The sequence below is a fragment of the Brevibacillus brevis genome, from assembly GCF_900637055.1.
GTDB lineage: Bacteria > Bacillota > Bacilli > Brevibacillales > Brevibacillaceae > Brevibacillus > Brevibacillus brevis.
In genome coordinates, this window is record NZ_LR134338.1 from 485624 (window position 1) to 499375 (window position 13752).

Sequence of the window (13752 nt, forward strand, 5' to 3'; positions counted from 1 at the left end):
GAGCGAAGAGGGGGAGTTTGCATGCGAACACCAATTATCGCGGGGAACTGGAAGATGTTCAAGACGATGGCCGAGGCAAGAGCGTTTGCGCAGGAAGCCAAGGCAGGCAATAATACTTCTGGAGTACAAAAAGTCATTTGCGCACCTTTTACAGCGTTGGCTGCACTTAAGGAAGAGCTGACGGGTACGGATATTGCCATCGGCGCGCAAAACATGCATTTTGAAGAGCAAGGTGCGTATACTGGCGAAATCAGCGCGTCCATGCTGAAAGAGATTGGTGTGGAGTACGTGATCCTTGGTCACTCCGAGCGCCGTCAATATTTCCATGAAACAGATGAGACGGTGAACAAAAAGGTTGTAGCCGCGTTAGCAGCAGGTCTCGTACCGATTGTGTGCGTAGGCGAGAGTCTGGAGCAGCGGGAAGCGGGCGAGACAGCTGACGTAGTCCGTACGCAGACAGAAGGTGCCTTTGCTGGAGTAGACGCTGCACAAGTGGCGGATACGGTTATTGCATACGAGCCGATTTGGGCGATTGGCACAGGCAAGTCTTCCACGGCAGAGGATGCGAATGAAACGATTGCGATTATTCGCAGCGTAATCGGAGAACGCTTCGGACAAGCGACAGCGGAGAAAGTGCGCATTCAATACGGCGGAAGCGTAAAGCCGGAAAACATCGCAAGCTACATGGCACAGCCGGATATCGACGGAGCATTGGTCGGTGGAGCGAGCCTCGTAGCGGACAGTTACTTGCAGCTTGTGGCAGGAGCTACGTCGCGATAGGAGGAGAAAGCAATGGCACAAAGACCAAAACCGGTTGCCCTTTTGATTTTGGATGGTTTTGCTCTGCGTAACGAAACGCATGGAAACGCAGTAGCACAAGCCAACAAGCCGAATTTCGACCGTTACTGGAACCAATACCCTCATGCGACCCTGGAGGCAAGTGGGCTGGCTGTTGGACTGCCAGAAGGACAGATGGGGAACTCCGAGGTAGGCCATCTTAATATCGGGGCAGGGCGTGTTGTTTATCAGGATCTGACGCGCATTACCAAGTCGATTCGAGAAGGCGCATTTTTTGAAAACGAAACATTGATCGCTGCTTTCCAGCACGCGAAGCAAAACGGCAAGCAGCTCCATCTGTTCGGGCTTTTGTCCGACGGTGGTGTACACAGTCACATTGACCACCTGTTTGCGATGCTCGAGTTGGCGAAAAAGCAGGACTTTGCGGATGTGTTCATTCACGGTTTCCTCGATGGCCGGGATGTATCGCCTGACAGTGCAGTGGGCTATATCGAACAGCTGCAAGCCAAAATCGCAGAGATCGGCGTTGGCCGCATTGCTACCGTACAAGGTCGCTACTATGCGATGGATCGTGACAAACGCTGGGAACGCGTAGAGAAGGCGTATCGTGCCATGGTGTACGCAGATGCTCCGGCTTATCGTGATCCGGTTCAAGCGGTAAAGGAATCCTACGAAAAGTCCATTATGGATGAGTTCGTCATGCCAACCGTGATTCTCGACGAGGCAGGAAAACCAGTGACGACCGTTCAAAGCGGCGATTCGATTATTTTTTATAATTTCCGCCCAGATCGTGCGATTCAAATGTCGCAGGCATTCACGAATGAAGATTTCCGTGGCTTTGACCGCGGAGATGAGCGCCCACGCGATCTGCATTTTGTGTGCCTGACGCATTTTTCCGAGACGGTTGACGGGTATGTCGCTTACAAGCCTTCCAATCTGGATAACACGTTGGGAGAGGTGCTTTCCCAGCACGGTTTGAAGCAGCTGCGCATTGCCGAGACGGAGAAATACCCGCACGTGACATTCTTCTTCAGCGGCGGGCGTGAAAAGGAGTTTCCAGGTGAGAAGCGTATCTTGATTCCTTCGCCAAAAGTAGCGACGTACGATTTGCAGCCGGAGATGAGTGCACCAGAGCTGACAGACGCTGTTGTCGCTGAGATCGAGGCAGATAATTTTGATGCGATCATCCTGAACTTCGCCAACTGCGACATGGTGGGTCATTCCGGCATGATGGAGCCAACCATCAAAGCAGTCGAGACAGTCGATGCATGCTTGGGCAGAGTAGTCGATGCAATCGTAGCAAAAGGCGGCGTAGCCGTCATCACGGCTGACCACGGCAACGCGGATCTGATGCTGGATGAAGCGGGACGTCCGATTACTTCACATAGTACGTATCCGGTGCCTGTAATCGTGACCAAAGACGGAGCTGCTCTGCGCGAAGACGGTATTTTGGCCGACTTGTCGCCAACGCTTTTGGAGCTTTTGGGGGTAGCGCAACCAGTTGAAATGACAGGTAAATCGTTACTTGCAAAATAGGCTTCACTGGGACACACTGTAAGGGTAGCTTGGCGTTTATCGAAATAGAGTGTAAGTGCACATGAAAAAAGGAGATGGACGAGAAATGGCAATGATTACTGACATTTATGCACGCGAAATTATGGACTCCCGCGGTAATCCAACTGTGGAAGTAGAAGTGTATCTCGAAGATGGCTCGATGGGTCGCGCAGATGTTCCATCTGGAGCGTCTACAGGTGCGTATGAAGCAGTTGAGCTTCGCGACGGTGACAAATCCCGTTACTTGGGCAAAGGCGTTCTGAAAGCCGTAGAAAACGTGAATGAAATCATTGCTCCTGAACTGATCGGCATGGATGCCCTGGATCAAGTCGGCATCGATATGGCGATGATTCAGCTCGACGGCACGCCTAACAAAGGCAAGCTGGGCGCAAACGCGATTCTCGGCGTGTCCATGGCAGTAGCACGTGCAGCTGCAGATTCTCTTGGCGTTCCTCTCTACAACTACCTCGGCGGCTTCAACGCGAGAATGTTGCCAGTTCCTATGATGAACATCCTGAACGGTGGTAAGCACGCAGACAACACTGTAGACATTCAGGAATTCATGGTTATGCCAGTAGGTGCTACTTCCTTCAAGGAAGCGCTGCGCACAGGTGCGGAAATTTTCCACTCCCTGAAAAAAGTATTGGGTGAAAAAGGCCTGAGCACAGCAGTAGGGGATGAGGGCGGTTTCGCTCCAAACCTGAAATCCAACGAAGAAGCGATCACAACCATTTTGGATGCGATCAAAGCAGCAGGCTATGAGCCAGGCAAAGACGTGTTCCTCGCGCTGGACGTAGCAGCTACAGAAATGTTCAAAGACGGCAAATACCACTTCGAAGGCGAAGGCGTTGTGAAAACAACAGAAGAAATGATCGCGTTCTACGAAGATCTGGTAAACAAATACCCAATCATCTCCATCGAAGACGGTCTGTCTGAAGACGACTGGGATGGCTGGAAAGCACTCACTGACAAACTTGGCAGCAAAGTTCAGCTGGTAGGTGACGACTTGTTCGTAACGAACACAGAGCGTCTGGCTCGCGGAATCGAGACCTCTACAGGTAACTCCATTCTGGTAAAAGTAAACCAAATCGGTACGCTGACAGAAACCTTCGAAGCAATCGAAATGGCGAAGCTGGCTGGCTATACTGCGGTGATTTCCCACCGTTCCGGTGAAACCGAAGACTCTACGATTTCGGATATCGCAGTGGCTACAAATGCAGGTCAAATCAAGACTGGTGCGCCTTCCCGCACGGATCGCGTAGCGAAGTACAACCAATTGCTGCGCATTGAAGACGAACTCGCTGATACTGCTCGTTTTGGCGGTCGTTCTGCATTCTACAACCTGAAGAAGTAAGCTTGCATGATTGCTAGATAGAGCGCGGCAGTCCAGGACGAAAAAAAGTCCGGGACTGCCGCTGTTCTTTTTGTAGGATTAAAGAAACATGCCACCGGAAGCCTCGATTCGTTGCGCGTTCACCCAGCCCATTTCGTCGGTGCACAATGACGCGACAAGACCACCAATATCATCAGCTCTCCCAACCCGGCCTAACGCTGTTTGCGAAGCAATAAAGTCTTGTATTTCCTGATTATCCCGTACTGCTCCTCCCCGAAAGTCCGTAGCAATCGCTCCCGGGGCGATCGTATTAACCCGGATGCCCCGTTTTCCCCATTCCTTTGCCATATATCTCGTCAATACTTCGACGGCGCCTTTCATGGCGGCGTATGCTCCATAGCCGTCAAGGGCAAACCGGGTCAATCCAGTCGAGACATTAATGATTCGTCCATCATCAGAAATACGGGGCAATAATTTCTGTGTTAAGAAAAATACACCTTTGAGGTGCACGTTTACCAAACTGTCAAACTGTTCCTCAGTGGTAGCTGAAAGCGGAGCGTTCACTCCGAAACCAGCATTGTTAATCAGAACATCGAAATGCTCCGTATGCCATTTTTCTTTCAGTACATCGGCAAGGCGGGATGCGAACCCTTCGAAAGTGGATACGCCACCCGCATCAAGTTGCAGGGTAGCAGCTTTTTGACCATTCTCCTCAATTTCTTTGATTACCAACTCCGCTTCTTCCTTGCGAGAATGATACGTCAGGATGACATCAAATCCTTTTCGAGATAGTGCGATAGCTGAATTTCGCCCTAGCCCGCGACTACCACCCGTTACCAGCGCGATCTTTTGTGTTTTTTTCATAGCGATTTATCCCCTTTACGTTATGGTTGGACCACTTGAATGGTTGTAAACATGTGATCTATAGTGAGCATAAAGGTTAAAGTTTACTTTAAGTCAAGGGGGAGTAAAAAGTATGTTTTACACGATTAAGCAGGTGGCTGACCGATTCGGCCTACCCGCTCATACATTGCGTTACTATGACAAAGAAGGCCTGCTACCCTTTGTCTCAAGAGACAAAAACGGCAACCATCTCTTTAGCGAATTGGATCTCAATTGGATAGCCTTAATCTGCTGCCTCAAAAATACCGGCATGCCCATTAAAGAAATCAAAGAATATAGTGATTGGTGTAAGCAAGGCAGCCAAAAGCTAGAGGAGAGAAAAGCCCTCCTTATCGCTCATCGTGAACAAGTGGAAAAGCAAATCGAGGAATTCCAGAAAAACCTTGCGCTCATTGATGCGAAGATAGCAACCTACGAAGATCCCGAATTGGTCAAAAAAATGGACGAGCGAGCGACATTGGCTTTGCGGCAACCTGCCCATTAGCTTCATGAAGGACGTTTTTGCATACGAAAAAAGACTGCCCATACTATTCGATGGACAGTCTTTTTGTTGTTTGGTGCTTAGGACATGGCGAATGCTTTTGGTTCAGCCTGCACAGTGCTCAGACGGCTTTTGCTGTATGGGATACACATAGGAGTCCCATACAACGGGTCTTGCGTAATTTGGCAATCCATATCGAAAACCGTACGGACAAGGTCTGTCGTCAGTACTTCGTTCGGAGCCCCTTCTGCCACTACGGTCTGATTGTGAACGGCAACGATATGATGGGCATAGCGGCAAGCGAGATTCAAATCGTGGAGAACCATGACGATGGTGCGCTGTTCCGTTTGATTCAGTTCAAACAACAGGTCCAAAATTTCAATCTGATGTGACATATCCAAATAAGTCGTAGGCTCATCCAGCAAAATCGTTTCGGTACCTTGGGCCAGTGTCATCGCAATCCAGGCGCGCTGACGTTGGCCGCCAGAGAGACTGTCGACGGCACGGTTAGCCATATCCGTGAGTTGAGTAGCTGCCAATGCTTTGTTGACCATCTGCTCGTCTTCTTCTGACCATTGCTGTAGCCAGTTTTGATAGGGATAGCGTCCTTGTTTGACCAATTGCAGAATCGTCAATCCTTCTGGTGCAGATGGGCCTTGAGGCAGGATAGCAAGGCGTTTGGCTACCTCTTTGGTAGAGCGTTTCGCGATCGATTCACCTTCAAGCAGGATGGCGCCTTCCTTTGGTTTGAGTAAACGTGCCAGAGAGCGCAGCAATGTCGATTTGCCACTGCCATTACTGCCAATGAAAACCGTGATTTTTCCACGTGGGATATTTAAATCTAACGCTTCAATGATATTGCGTTCTCCGTACGATAACGTAAGCCGTTGGGTTTCCAAAGCTTGCATATGGTCTTGACTCCTTTCAACGTATAGGAAGTTAAAAAATATTTTCAGGGCCGCATGTGGCTGTGGTGGGAGAAGAATATTTCCAGTCTAGGCTCCAGGCTACGTCCCACTGGAAGGCGTGCACTGTCCGCTCCGAAGGGATTCGCGGGGAAACGCAAAAGTGGTAGTCGCTACGTCTGGAAATATTCTTCTCTGTCGTAACTGACGGCGTTCTTCAATCTTTTCAATCTTTAAAAACATGGATAACATGGCAAGCTTGTAGAGGAAACAGGAGAAATAAGCGAAGATCTTTGGGACGCCGACCGAGACGCAATGAAAAAAAGAGAAACGCGCTTTTAGCGTCCACCTCTGTGACACAACGTGAAATGGCTACTTTGGACGCGGGTTTCGCTTTTTTTCATGGAGTCGGGCAGTCCATCCCACAGCGGGTAGCCCAAGAAGCTGAGCGTTTTCTCCTGTTTCCTCCCCACCACCACAGCGGGACAAAGTTTTTCCTAACGATTTCGGTTTTTGTACAGCAAGTAGATGAAAAACGGAGCGCCGATGGCGGAGGTGAATACCCCTACAGGCACTTCGATTGGTGAAAAAGCCATGCGTGCAATCAAATCCGCAAGCAATACGATAATGGCGCCCAAGAAAGCCGAGAGTGTCATGGTACCGCCAAAGGACGGACCAATCAGTTGCTTGGCAATGTGTGGGGCCAGCAAAGCGACAAAGCTGATATCTCCTCCAACAGAGACAGCTGTTCCCGTCAAAGCCGCGCAAATCATGAGCAGGAGAAAGCGATCCAATTGCAAGGAACTGCCGAGACTCGTCGCCAGATCATCGCCGAGCTGCTGAATGTTCACGCGTCTAGCAAGGAAGCCAGCTGCGAGAATCAGTCCGACAACCCAAGGCAAAATCATGAATACGTCATTCCAGGCAACGCCGTAGATGCTTCCTGTCAGCCAGAGCAATGCCTTATTTTGCAGCAAAAACGGACTGAACATGATCAGCATGGTGACGATGGCACCCGCTGCGATTTTGATTCCAACACCGATCATGACGAGACGAAGCGGCGTGACGCCTTTTTTCCAAGAGAGGGCGTACAGCAGGAATGTCGTCAATGTTGCTCCCAAAAAAGCAATGGGAGGAAGCCACTGGATGCTCGCTGTTTCAAATAAGATCAAGAAGCCGACTGCAAAAACAGATGCTCCACCTGACACCCCAAGAATATCCGGGGAAGCCAGCGGATTGCGGACGAGGCCCTGCATGATGGCACCAGCAACGGCGAGTGCGGCACCTACGAGAATAGCAATGACGATGCGCGGCAGGCGAAATTGCTCCACTATCAAAGCATTCTCTTCTGAACCGATTCCCAACAAAACTTTTACCACATCGAGCGGGGCGATTTTCATTTCACCCATTCCGAGACTGACAACCGCCACTGCTACGACAATAAGCAAGGCGAGTAGCGAAAACCAGATCGTCTTTTTATGTAGCTGAAACGATGAAAAGCGCTTGCCGATGCGAAGAGACAGGTAGTCTTTCATTATTTATCCAGCCCCTTGTGTGCGACATAGATGAAGAACGGAATCCCGATCAGGGCTGTCATTACTCCAATAGGAACTTCAGCAGGCATTGCGATATAGCGAGCGCCGATGTCTGCTAACAGCAGCAGGATGGAACCAAGCAGACCGCTGTACAAAAGCACCCAGCGAGTATCGATTCCGACGAGATAGCGGGCCAGATGCGGAGTGACCAATCCGACAAAACCAATAGGTCCAGCAACAGCAACCGCGCAACCGGATAAGAGAACAATGACGATTCCAACACTGAATTTGACCAATAATGTGCGTTGTCCGAGACCTTTTGCTACGTCATCACCCATCAACAACGTTTGAATCGGACGTGCGAGGACAAAAGCAGCGATCCAGGCGATGATCATATAAGGAAAGACAGTGGCTAAATACTCCAGCTTTCTGCCTCCGACTGACCCTGCCAGCCAGAAAAGCACTTCGTCCATGGCCTTTTCATTAAGAACCATCATGCCGTGTCGGATCGAGGAAGCCAAAGCGGTGATCGCTGCACCCGCTAGAACCAGCTTCACAGGCGAAAGCCCATCTCTGCCGAACGAACCGAGCAAGTAGACGATCAAACCTGCTACAGCGGCTCCTAAAAAGGAAATCCACGTAAACTGGGTCAAGGAGCTGATCCCAACGAATGTAACGGCGAACACAACAAAAAGAGAAGCACCTGCATTAAGACCGAACAGTTCAACGTCTGCAACAGGGTTTCTCGTCAAGGATTGGAGCAGAGTTCCGGCCAAGCCGAGGCAGAAACCGACCGTAAGCGCATTGAGCACACGCGGTACTCGCACTTCTTTAATGACGATGTGTTCATTGGAACCGTTGAAATTCGTATAGGCATCAATCGCAGTTTGCCAACTCGTGTCAATGACGCCAAAGATGAGGCTGGCATAACTGAGGTAAGTCAAGAGGAGAAGGGCGAATGCCACTCCCAGAATTTTACGAAAGTTGCTAGCTAAAAAAGAATTCATGATGGCTACATCCTTATTTCTTAGATGGTTTCATAGTTAAGTGTAGAGCTACATAAAGGAAGTGTCAATGACGTTGATAGTCATTATCATTTTATGATTGACTTTTGACAAGCAGGGGAGTAGGATAGACTCTGTCATTGATATGCATTCTCATTATAGAAAAGGGAAGGGGTCCTTTCATCATGTTTTCTCGTACATATCGGACCGCAGGCGGTAAAGCTTTCTTTGCTGTCTTAATGGCGCTCTTGCTGGTTGTTACTGGTTGTGGTGCTCCGCAAGCAAGCGAACAAAAGCCGGCAGAACAAAAGCCTGCTGATCAAGCAACTGGCAATTCCGACGGTTCCGGCCAAAGCTACACAGTGAAACACGCGATGGGCGAAACAACCATCAAAGGAACACCAGAACGCATCGTCATGTTGACCAACCAAGGTACTGAAACCTTGATGGCTCTCGGTGTGAAGCCAGTAGGGGCTGTAGGTTCGACCATTGATCCTACTCAATTCTACGATTTCACCAAGTCTTTCCTTGAGGGGACAAAATCCGTAGGTACAGAAGGTCAACCTAACCTGGAAGCAATCGCGGCACTGAAGCCTGACTTGATTCTGGGTATGAAATTCCGTCATGAAAAAATTTATCAACAATTGACTGCAATTGCTCCAACCGTATTCGTTGAAGAGCCACGCGGCGACTGGAAAGCAAACTTCTCCTTGTTCGCAGAAGCAGTAAACAAAAAGGCTGAGGGAGAAAAAGTCCTCGCTGATTGGAACAAGCGCGTTGAAGACTTTAAAGCAAAAGCTGGCGACAAGCTAAACACACAAGTATCTGTTGTACGCTTTATGCCTGGTAAAGTTCGCATCTACTATAAAGACACTTTCACTGGTGCTATCTTCAAAGACCTTGGCCTGGCTCGTCCAGCTTCCCAAGACAAAGACGAATTCGCAGCAGAAGTTACAAAAGAGCGCATTCCAGAAATGGACGGCGACATCATGTTCTACTTCACGTACGAAACAGGCAAAGGCGAGGCTTCCAAGCTGGAGCAAGAGTGGACAAATGATCCTCTCTGGAAAAACCTGAACGTCGTGAAAGCAGGCAAAGCAATTAAAGTGGATGACACCATCTGGAATACTTCCGGTGGCGTAATCGCAGCGAATAAAGTACTGGATGAGCTGGAAGGCCACATCATCGGTAAATAATGAGAAAAGACGGGACTATTATGCTCCCGTCTTTTTTGTGTGGTTATCCCGCCATATTGTTGAATGTTCCTCGCGGGTAGTAAATGTTTACATGATCGATGTAGAGGCTGTTTGGATCATCGGTCATGATGCCTGAGAAAATGAATTTCAATTCATAATCAGGGGTTACCTTGTAGGTGTAGATGGTTTGGCCGCCCGTGGTGGTTTTGCTAACTGGCTCCCCAAGTGTTTCACGCACCTCGGCAAGTGTGATTGCTTGCAGACGTGGGTCATAGGAACGAATATCAACGATCTGCATTCCTTTGTTAAAGGCGAAGACTAGATTGAGATCCCGGTACGTATTATATGTGATGCCATTGATGACAGAGACGACATCCGGTTTGCCAAGTTGTTTTTCTGCTTCATCGAACACATCTTTTTCTACTCGATACTGACTGCCAAAGATTTGGCCTTTCCCGGCGAGATCACGCACGCTTTGCAACATCTCGGCATTGTCCCCATACAGCATCAGATTTTTGTTTCCTTGTGGGTAATACAGATGGTATTCAACAAGAATCAGTTCTTCCTTGCCCGTGCTTTTTGTTCCTTGGAAGAGGAATTTCACCTGATAGTTGTTTGTGACATCATAGGTGTAAATCGTTTGATTGCCAAATTCGCTGATACGCCCCGGCTTTCCCCAGCTCTTTTCGACGGCAGACAGGCTGATTTGCTGCAAACGTGAATCTGTCCTGTGCATGTCTACGATCTGCATGCCTTTGTTGTAGCCAAACACGACTTCTTTTTTCGGGTAGGCGGAGTAGATCAGTCCATTTGCTGTGTAGGTTTTCTCAGCTTTTCCCCAGCCCTTTTCCACTTCATCTACCGTTTTTTCCAGAACGAAAGGAAGGGAGATGACTCTGCCTTCTTTAGCATTTGAGCGAATTTGTGACAATAGCTCCTCTGACTGCGGAGCAGGTTGTGTTGTTACGCTGTTGTTCGGACTCGGTCCCGGAGAAGCGGTAGGAGAGCCAGGAGCGATAGGCGCAACGGTGTCTGGCAATGTGCTCTGTTGTTGGTTCGTAAGGAGTGAGGCTCCCAGCCAGACGGTCACAGCGAGTACGGAGCAGAGGGCCAATCCCTTGCCAAGCGCAGAGAAACCACGAAAAGAAGTAGTCCCTCCATTTTTGCTCACATTTGTTTGGCGAATAGCAGAAACGATCTCTTGCTTTTTTTCTCCGCTCATTTTCATATCCGGCATCCCTTTCAATTTCGCTAGTAAGTCATGGTCTGAATTAGATCGCATCGCCAATCATCTCCTTTTTCTCACGCTCAAGTATTTCCCTGACCGCTTTCATGGCACGGTGCAGTGTCACGTTTACTTTGTTTTCGGACCACCCAAGTATTTCAGCCGTCTCCTTGGAGGACAGTCCCTTGACTCCGCGCAAAATGAGCACCTCGCGAAAAGCGGGCTTTACATCACGGATTGCATGGTAAAGTGCTTGCTGCTCCTCATGTACGTGCAGAATTTCTTCCGGTGTTTTTTCTTCAGTCTCTATGTTCGCCAGCCATTTATCTGGGAGCCAATTGCGAAGACGTTGCTTTCGTCTATGATCGATGGCGGTATTCCTCGCGATCGTCAATAGCCAAGTTTTTGGCTGCGATCTGCCTTCGAATGCATCCAGAGACCGAAGCGCTTTTAAAAAGACATCCTGAACGAGATCTTCTACATCGCGGGTTCCGGTGTAGTAAATAAGAAATTTGTAAATATCATCGCCATAGCGCAGGAACCATTGCTCCATTAAACCGTTTTTGTCCATAGCTGAACCACCTTTTGTACGTTCTACTTGTAATTTGACGACTCAGGGGGCATTTCATTACAAAAACAAAAAAACTGCCGGAAGCAGAGGTCCGACAGTGCGTGTATTTAAGAGTGGAGCATGGAATCCCGTGTAAACCAGAGCTGATAGCTGAGCATGCTGATCAGAACCGCCGAAATGGCCGCAGAGGAGCTGAAGCTGAGCATAATGAGGATTTGGTAGCGCACGGCCTCGATGGGACTGGCACCCGCGACGATCATTCCGGTCATCATCCCTGGCAATTGGACGAGTCCGATTGTTTTCATCGTATCGAAGGTAGGAATCATGCTCGCTTTAACAGCGCGCTTCAACACCACATGCACAGCTTGGCGAGTCGTGGCTCCCAGGCAAAGCAGTGTCTCGATTTCCCCACGGGAGGCTTCCACTTCTCTGTTCATGTGCGTGAGAAAAAGGCTCGTGACGATCATGGAGCTGCCAATAATCATGCCGCTCATCGGGATAAGGTACTGCGGCGTAGGAGAGACAAGCCCGAGTACAATCAACAGTCCCATGGTGATGACCTCTGTTATCGCAAGTGAAATGGAGATCCGCCAAAAGATCCCCGATAACCGTTTCGCCCTGCTGGCGGCGTTCCACGAAGCGACCAAGATCATCATGAGAATGATCAATAAAATAAACCAGACACTATCGGCAGCAAAGACAAAATGTAGGACGTAGCCGATCGCGAGCAATTGAACGGTAGAGCGGATGGTGCCAATCAAAATGTCTTTTTCCAAACCGAGCTTCTGCCAAACAGAGAGCAGGAGGGCAATGAAAACAAAGGCATAGGCAAAGAGTAGCCACGTGTATGAAAACGTAAACGTATGCGTCATCGCTGCACCTCACTTAGGGCAGCATGGACATAGCCATCTTGCAAAAATTCACGGGCTTCAACGGATTGGGGCGAGTGAAAAAATGCATCACAATCAGCGTCTTCTGCGAGCTGGTGGTTGGCCATAAACCAGATGCGCTTGCAAGCGACTCGTGCTTCTTCTAAATCATGCGTGACCCAAATTAAGGTCGTACCCGTTTGGCGGTGCAAATCGACGAGGAGCCGCTCAGCAGCCTGCTTGCTTTTCGGATCAAGTGAAGCAGTGACCTCATCCAGGAGCAGGACAGGTGGCTGAAGCAACAGGCTGCGGACGAGAGCGAGCCGTTGCTTTTCACCGCCGGACAGTTGAGCGGCTGGTTTTGCCCAATCGATCTCTTCCATATATAACTGCTCCATCAAGTCAGAGGCGAGCTTCTTATCAAAAGGACGCTGATGCAGGCTGCTCACTGTACGCAGGTTGTCTTCCACGCTGCCTGGCAGCATAACAGCCTGCTGTGCCACATAACTGATTTTCATTCGCCAAGCTCTCGCGTCCCACAGTAACATTTCTTTATTCTCTAAGAAAACCGTACCGGCGTCAGGCTGCAGAAGACGACCCAAAATACGGAGCAAGGTGCTTTTTCCTTGGCCTGATTTTCCCAGAATTCCAATAATCGTAGGCTCTGTAATACTGGCGTTTACGTCACGGAACAACCATGTACTCGTGGGAGAGTGGATTTGTTTCCCTAAAGCTTCGATCTTGATGGTCATATGTAAAAGCCTCCCCATTAACGCGGAAAACACCGAAGAGGACGAGTCTTCGGTGTTTCTTTCCTACTGGCTATCTATGTACTTATTTCTTCTCCGACAGCCACTGTGAAACCGCTTGAATTTCTGGTTGTTTCTTCAGCAATCCAGGAGGCATGCCGCCCTTACCTTCTTTGATAATTTTGGCAATGTCTTCAGCGCTGTGTGTTGCTCCAACTTTCGTCAGGTTTGGACCTGCAATGCCTTCGAGATTTTGACCATGACAGGAAGCGCAATTTTGTTTGAATACAGCAGCAGCGTCAATTTGTGCAGTTGGTGCGCCGCCACCATTTGCTTCTTCCCCATGTGTTGGTGGGAAAATGATTGATCCTACAAGTGCAATGAGAAAAACTAGAAACAAGATACCAAACGAAGTAAAAAAGGCCTTCGCGGAATCAATTACATCGTTTTGATTCATGTCTTTTTTGTTGGACCCAGCCATCTGACAAAGACCTCCCAAAGCAAATAATAAAGTTTCATGGTAATTTTACGGCAAAAGTTTGACAATATCAAGGCGACTACCAAACAAGACAAAGAAAGTACACAATTTGCCATTTTTTATTAAAAACACGTTGCTCTTATTCTACCTT

At 49.0% G+C, this 13752-nt stretch carries 14 protein-coding genes; 5 read left to right on the plus strand and 9 right to left on the minus strand.

Features of this window, described 5'->3' with window-relative positions; genetic code table 11:
• The first annotated feature begins 21 nt into the window (after window positions 1-21).
• From tpiA to eno, 3 genes are all read left to right on the plus strand, one after another.
• Window positions 22-780 carry a triose-phosphate isomerase gene (gene tpiA, locus EL268_RS02850; RefSeq protein WP_106656307.1) on the plus strand — a complete coding sequence of 253 codons (759 nt, stop codon included), beginning with the start codon at window positions 22-24 and terminating at the stop codon, window positions 778-780.
• 12 nt (window positions 781-792) lie between these two features.
• Window positions 793-2334 carry a 2,3-bisphosphoglycerate-independent phosphoglycerate mutase gene (gpmI, locus tag EL268_RS02855; RefSeq protein WP_106656306.1) on the plus strand — a complete coding sequence of 514 codons (1542 nt, stop codon included), beginning with the start codon at window positions 793-795 and terminating at the stop codon, window positions 2332-2334.
• Window positions 2335-2419: 85 nt separating this feature from the next.
• A complete protein-coding gene (gene eno / locus EL268_RS02860) occupies window positions 2420-3706 on the plus strand; it encodes a phosphopyruvate hydratase (protein ID WP_048034946.1) in 1287 nt (428 codons plus the stop codon).
• A 78-nt stretch (window positions 3707-3784) separates the two neighbouring features.
• On the opposite strand, the gene EL268_RS02865 is transcribed toward eno, so the two are convergent.
• The gene (locus tag EL268_RS02865) at window positions 3785-4549 is read right to left on the minus strand and encodes an SDR family oxidoreductase (RefSeq protein ID WP_106656305.1); all 765 of its coding nucleotides are present in this window, start codon (window positions 4547-4549) and stop codon (window positions 3785-3787) included.
• A gap of 112 nt (window positions 4550-4661) precedes the next feature.
• Between EL268_RS02865 and EL268_RS02870 the strand changes: the two genes are divergently transcribed.
• Entirely contained in the window at window positions 4662-5072 is a 411-nt protein-coding gene (locus tag EL268_RS02870; protein ID WP_106656304.1) for a MerR family transcriptional regulator, read from the plus strand.
• A gap of 77 nt (window positions 5073-5149) precedes the next feature.
• On the opposite strand, the gene EL268_RS02875 is transcribed toward EL268_RS02870, so the two are convergent.
• The 3 genes from EL268_RS02875 to EL268_RS02885 all read right to left on the minus strand — a co-directional run bounded on the left by EL268_RS02875 (window position 5150) and on the right by EL268_RS02885 (window position 8516).
• Window positions 5150-5977 (minus strand): ABC transporter ATP-binding protein, encoded by an 828-nt coding sequence (locus EL268_RS02875; protein ID WP_106656303.1) that lies wholly within the window; start codon window positions 5975-5977, stop codon window positions 5150-5152.
• A gap of 494 nt (window positions 5978-6471) precedes the next feature.
• On the minus strand, window positions 6472-7509 hold the full coding sequence (locus tag EL268_RS02880) for a FecCD family ABC transporter permease (protein WP_106657077.1): 1038 nt from the start codon (window positions 7507-7509) through the stop codon (window positions 6472-6474).
• Window positions 7509-8516 carry a FecCD family ABC transporter permease gene (locus EL268_RS02885; protein WP_106657078.1) on the minus strand — a complete coding sequence of 336 codons (1008 nt, stop codon included), beginning with the start codon at window positions 8514-8516 and terminating at the stop codon, window positions 7509-7511. Before EL268_RS02885 ends, EL268_RS02880 begins: the two co-directional genes overlap by 1 nt.
• 182 nt (window positions 8517-8698) lie before the next feature.
• On the opposite strand from EL268_RS02885, the gene EL268_RS02890 reads away from it, so the two are divergent.
• A complete protein-coding gene (locus tag EL268_RS02890) occupies window positions 8699-9709 on the plus strand; it encodes an ABC transporter substrate-binding protein (RefSeq protein ID WP_106657079.1) in 1011 nt (336 codons plus the stop codon).
• 43 nt (window positions 9710-9752) lie between these two features.
• Here the strand turns inward: EL268_RS02890 and EL268_RS02895 are convergent, their stop codons facing one another.
• From EL268_RS02895 to EL268_RS02915, 5 genes are all read right to left on the minus strand, one after another.
• On the minus strand, window positions 9753-10991 hold the full coding sequence (locus EL268_RS02895; protein ID WP_106657080.1) for a YjgB family protein: 1239 nt from the start codon (window positions 10989-10991) through the stop codon (window positions 9753-9755).
• On the minus strand, window positions 10981-11505 hold the full coding sequence (locus tag EL268_RS02900) for an RNA polymerase sigma factor (RefSeq protein ID WP_106657081.1): 525 nt from the start codon (window positions 11503-11505) through the stop codon (window positions 10981-10983). Before EL268_RS02900 ends, EL268_RS02895 begins: the two co-directional genes overlap by 11 nt.
• A 107-nt stretch (window positions 11506-11612) precedes the next feature.
• Window positions 11613-12377 (minus strand): ABC transporter permease, encoded by a 765-nt coding sequence (locus EL268_RS02905; RefSeq protein ID WP_106657082.1) that lies wholly within the window; start codon window positions 12375-12377, stop codon window positions 11613-11615.
• Complete coding sequence (locus EL268_RS02910; RefSeq protein WP_106657083.1) at window positions 12374-13126, minus strand: ABC transporter ATP-binding protein; 753 nt, start codon at window positions 13124-13126, stop codon at window positions 12374-12376. The genes EL268_RS02905 and EL268_RS02910 overlap by 4 nt, the downstream gene beginning before the upstream one ends.
• Before the next feature lie 82 nt (window positions 13127-13208).
• On the minus strand, window positions 13209-13604 hold the full coding sequence (locus EL268_RS02915; protein ID WP_106657084.1) for a YqzM family protein: 396 nt from the start codon (window positions 13602-13604) through the stop codon (window positions 13209-13211).
• Window positions 13605-13752: the final 148 nt, after the last annotated feature.

Excerpts from the sequence above, each read along its gene's own strand:
- tpiA (WP_106656307.1), top strand. The coding sequence starts at position 22 with ATGCGAACACCAATTATCGCGGGGAACTGGAAGATGTTCAAGACGATG.
- gpmI (WP_106656306.1), top strand. The coding sequence starts at position 793 with ATGGCACAAAGACCAAAACCGGTTGCCCTTTTGATTTTGGATGGTTTT.
- eno (WP_048034946.1), top strand. The coding sequence starts at position 2,420 with ATGGCAATGATTACTGACATTTATGCACGCGAAATTATGGACTCCCGC.
- EL268_RS02865 (WP_106656305.1), bottom strand. The coding sequence starts at position 4,549 with ATGAAAAAAACACAAAAGATCGCGCTGGTAACGGGTGGTAGTCGCGGG.
- EL268_RS02870 (WP_106656304.1), top strand. The coding sequence starts at position 4,662 with ATGTTTTACACGATTAAGCAGGTGGCTGACCGATTCGGCCTACCCGCT.
- EL268_RS02875 (WP_106656303.1), bottom strand. The coding sequence starts at position 5,977 with ATGCAAGCTTTGGAAACCCAACGGCTTACGTTATCGTACGGAGAACGC.
- EL268_RS02880 (WP_106657077.1), bottom strand. The coding sequence starts at position 7,509 with ATGAAAGACTACCTGTCTCTTCGCATCGGCAAGCGCTTTTCATCGTTT.
- EL268_RS02885 (WP_106657078.1), bottom strand. The coding sequence starts at position 8,516 with ATGAATTCTTTTTTAGCTAGCAACTTTCGTAAAATTCTGGGAGTGGCA.
- EL268_RS02890 (WP_106657079.1), top strand. The coding sequence starts at position 8,699 with ATGTTTTCTCGTACATATCGGACCGCAGGCGGTAAAGCTTTCTTTGCT.
- EL268_RS02895 (WP_106657080.1), bottom strand. The coding sequence starts at position 10,991 with ATGCGATCTAATTCAGACCATGACTTACTAGCGAAATTGAAAGGGATG.
- EL268_RS02900 (WP_106657081.1), bottom strand. The coding sequence starts at position 11,505 with ATGGACAAAAACGGTTTAATGGAGCAATGGTTCCTGCGCTATGGCGAT.
- EL268_RS02905 (WP_106657082.1), bottom strand. The coding sequence starts at position 12,377 with ATGACGCATACGTTTACGTTTTCATACACGTGGCTACTCTTTGCCTAT.
- EL268_RS02910 (WP_106657083.1), bottom strand. The coding sequence starts at position 13,126 with ATGACCATCAAGATCGAAGCTTTAGGGAAACAAATCCACTCTCCCACG.
- EL268_RS02915 (WP_106657084.1), bottom strand. The coding sequence starts at position 13,604 with ATGGCTGGGTCCAACAAAAAAGACATGAATCAAAACGATGTAATTGAT.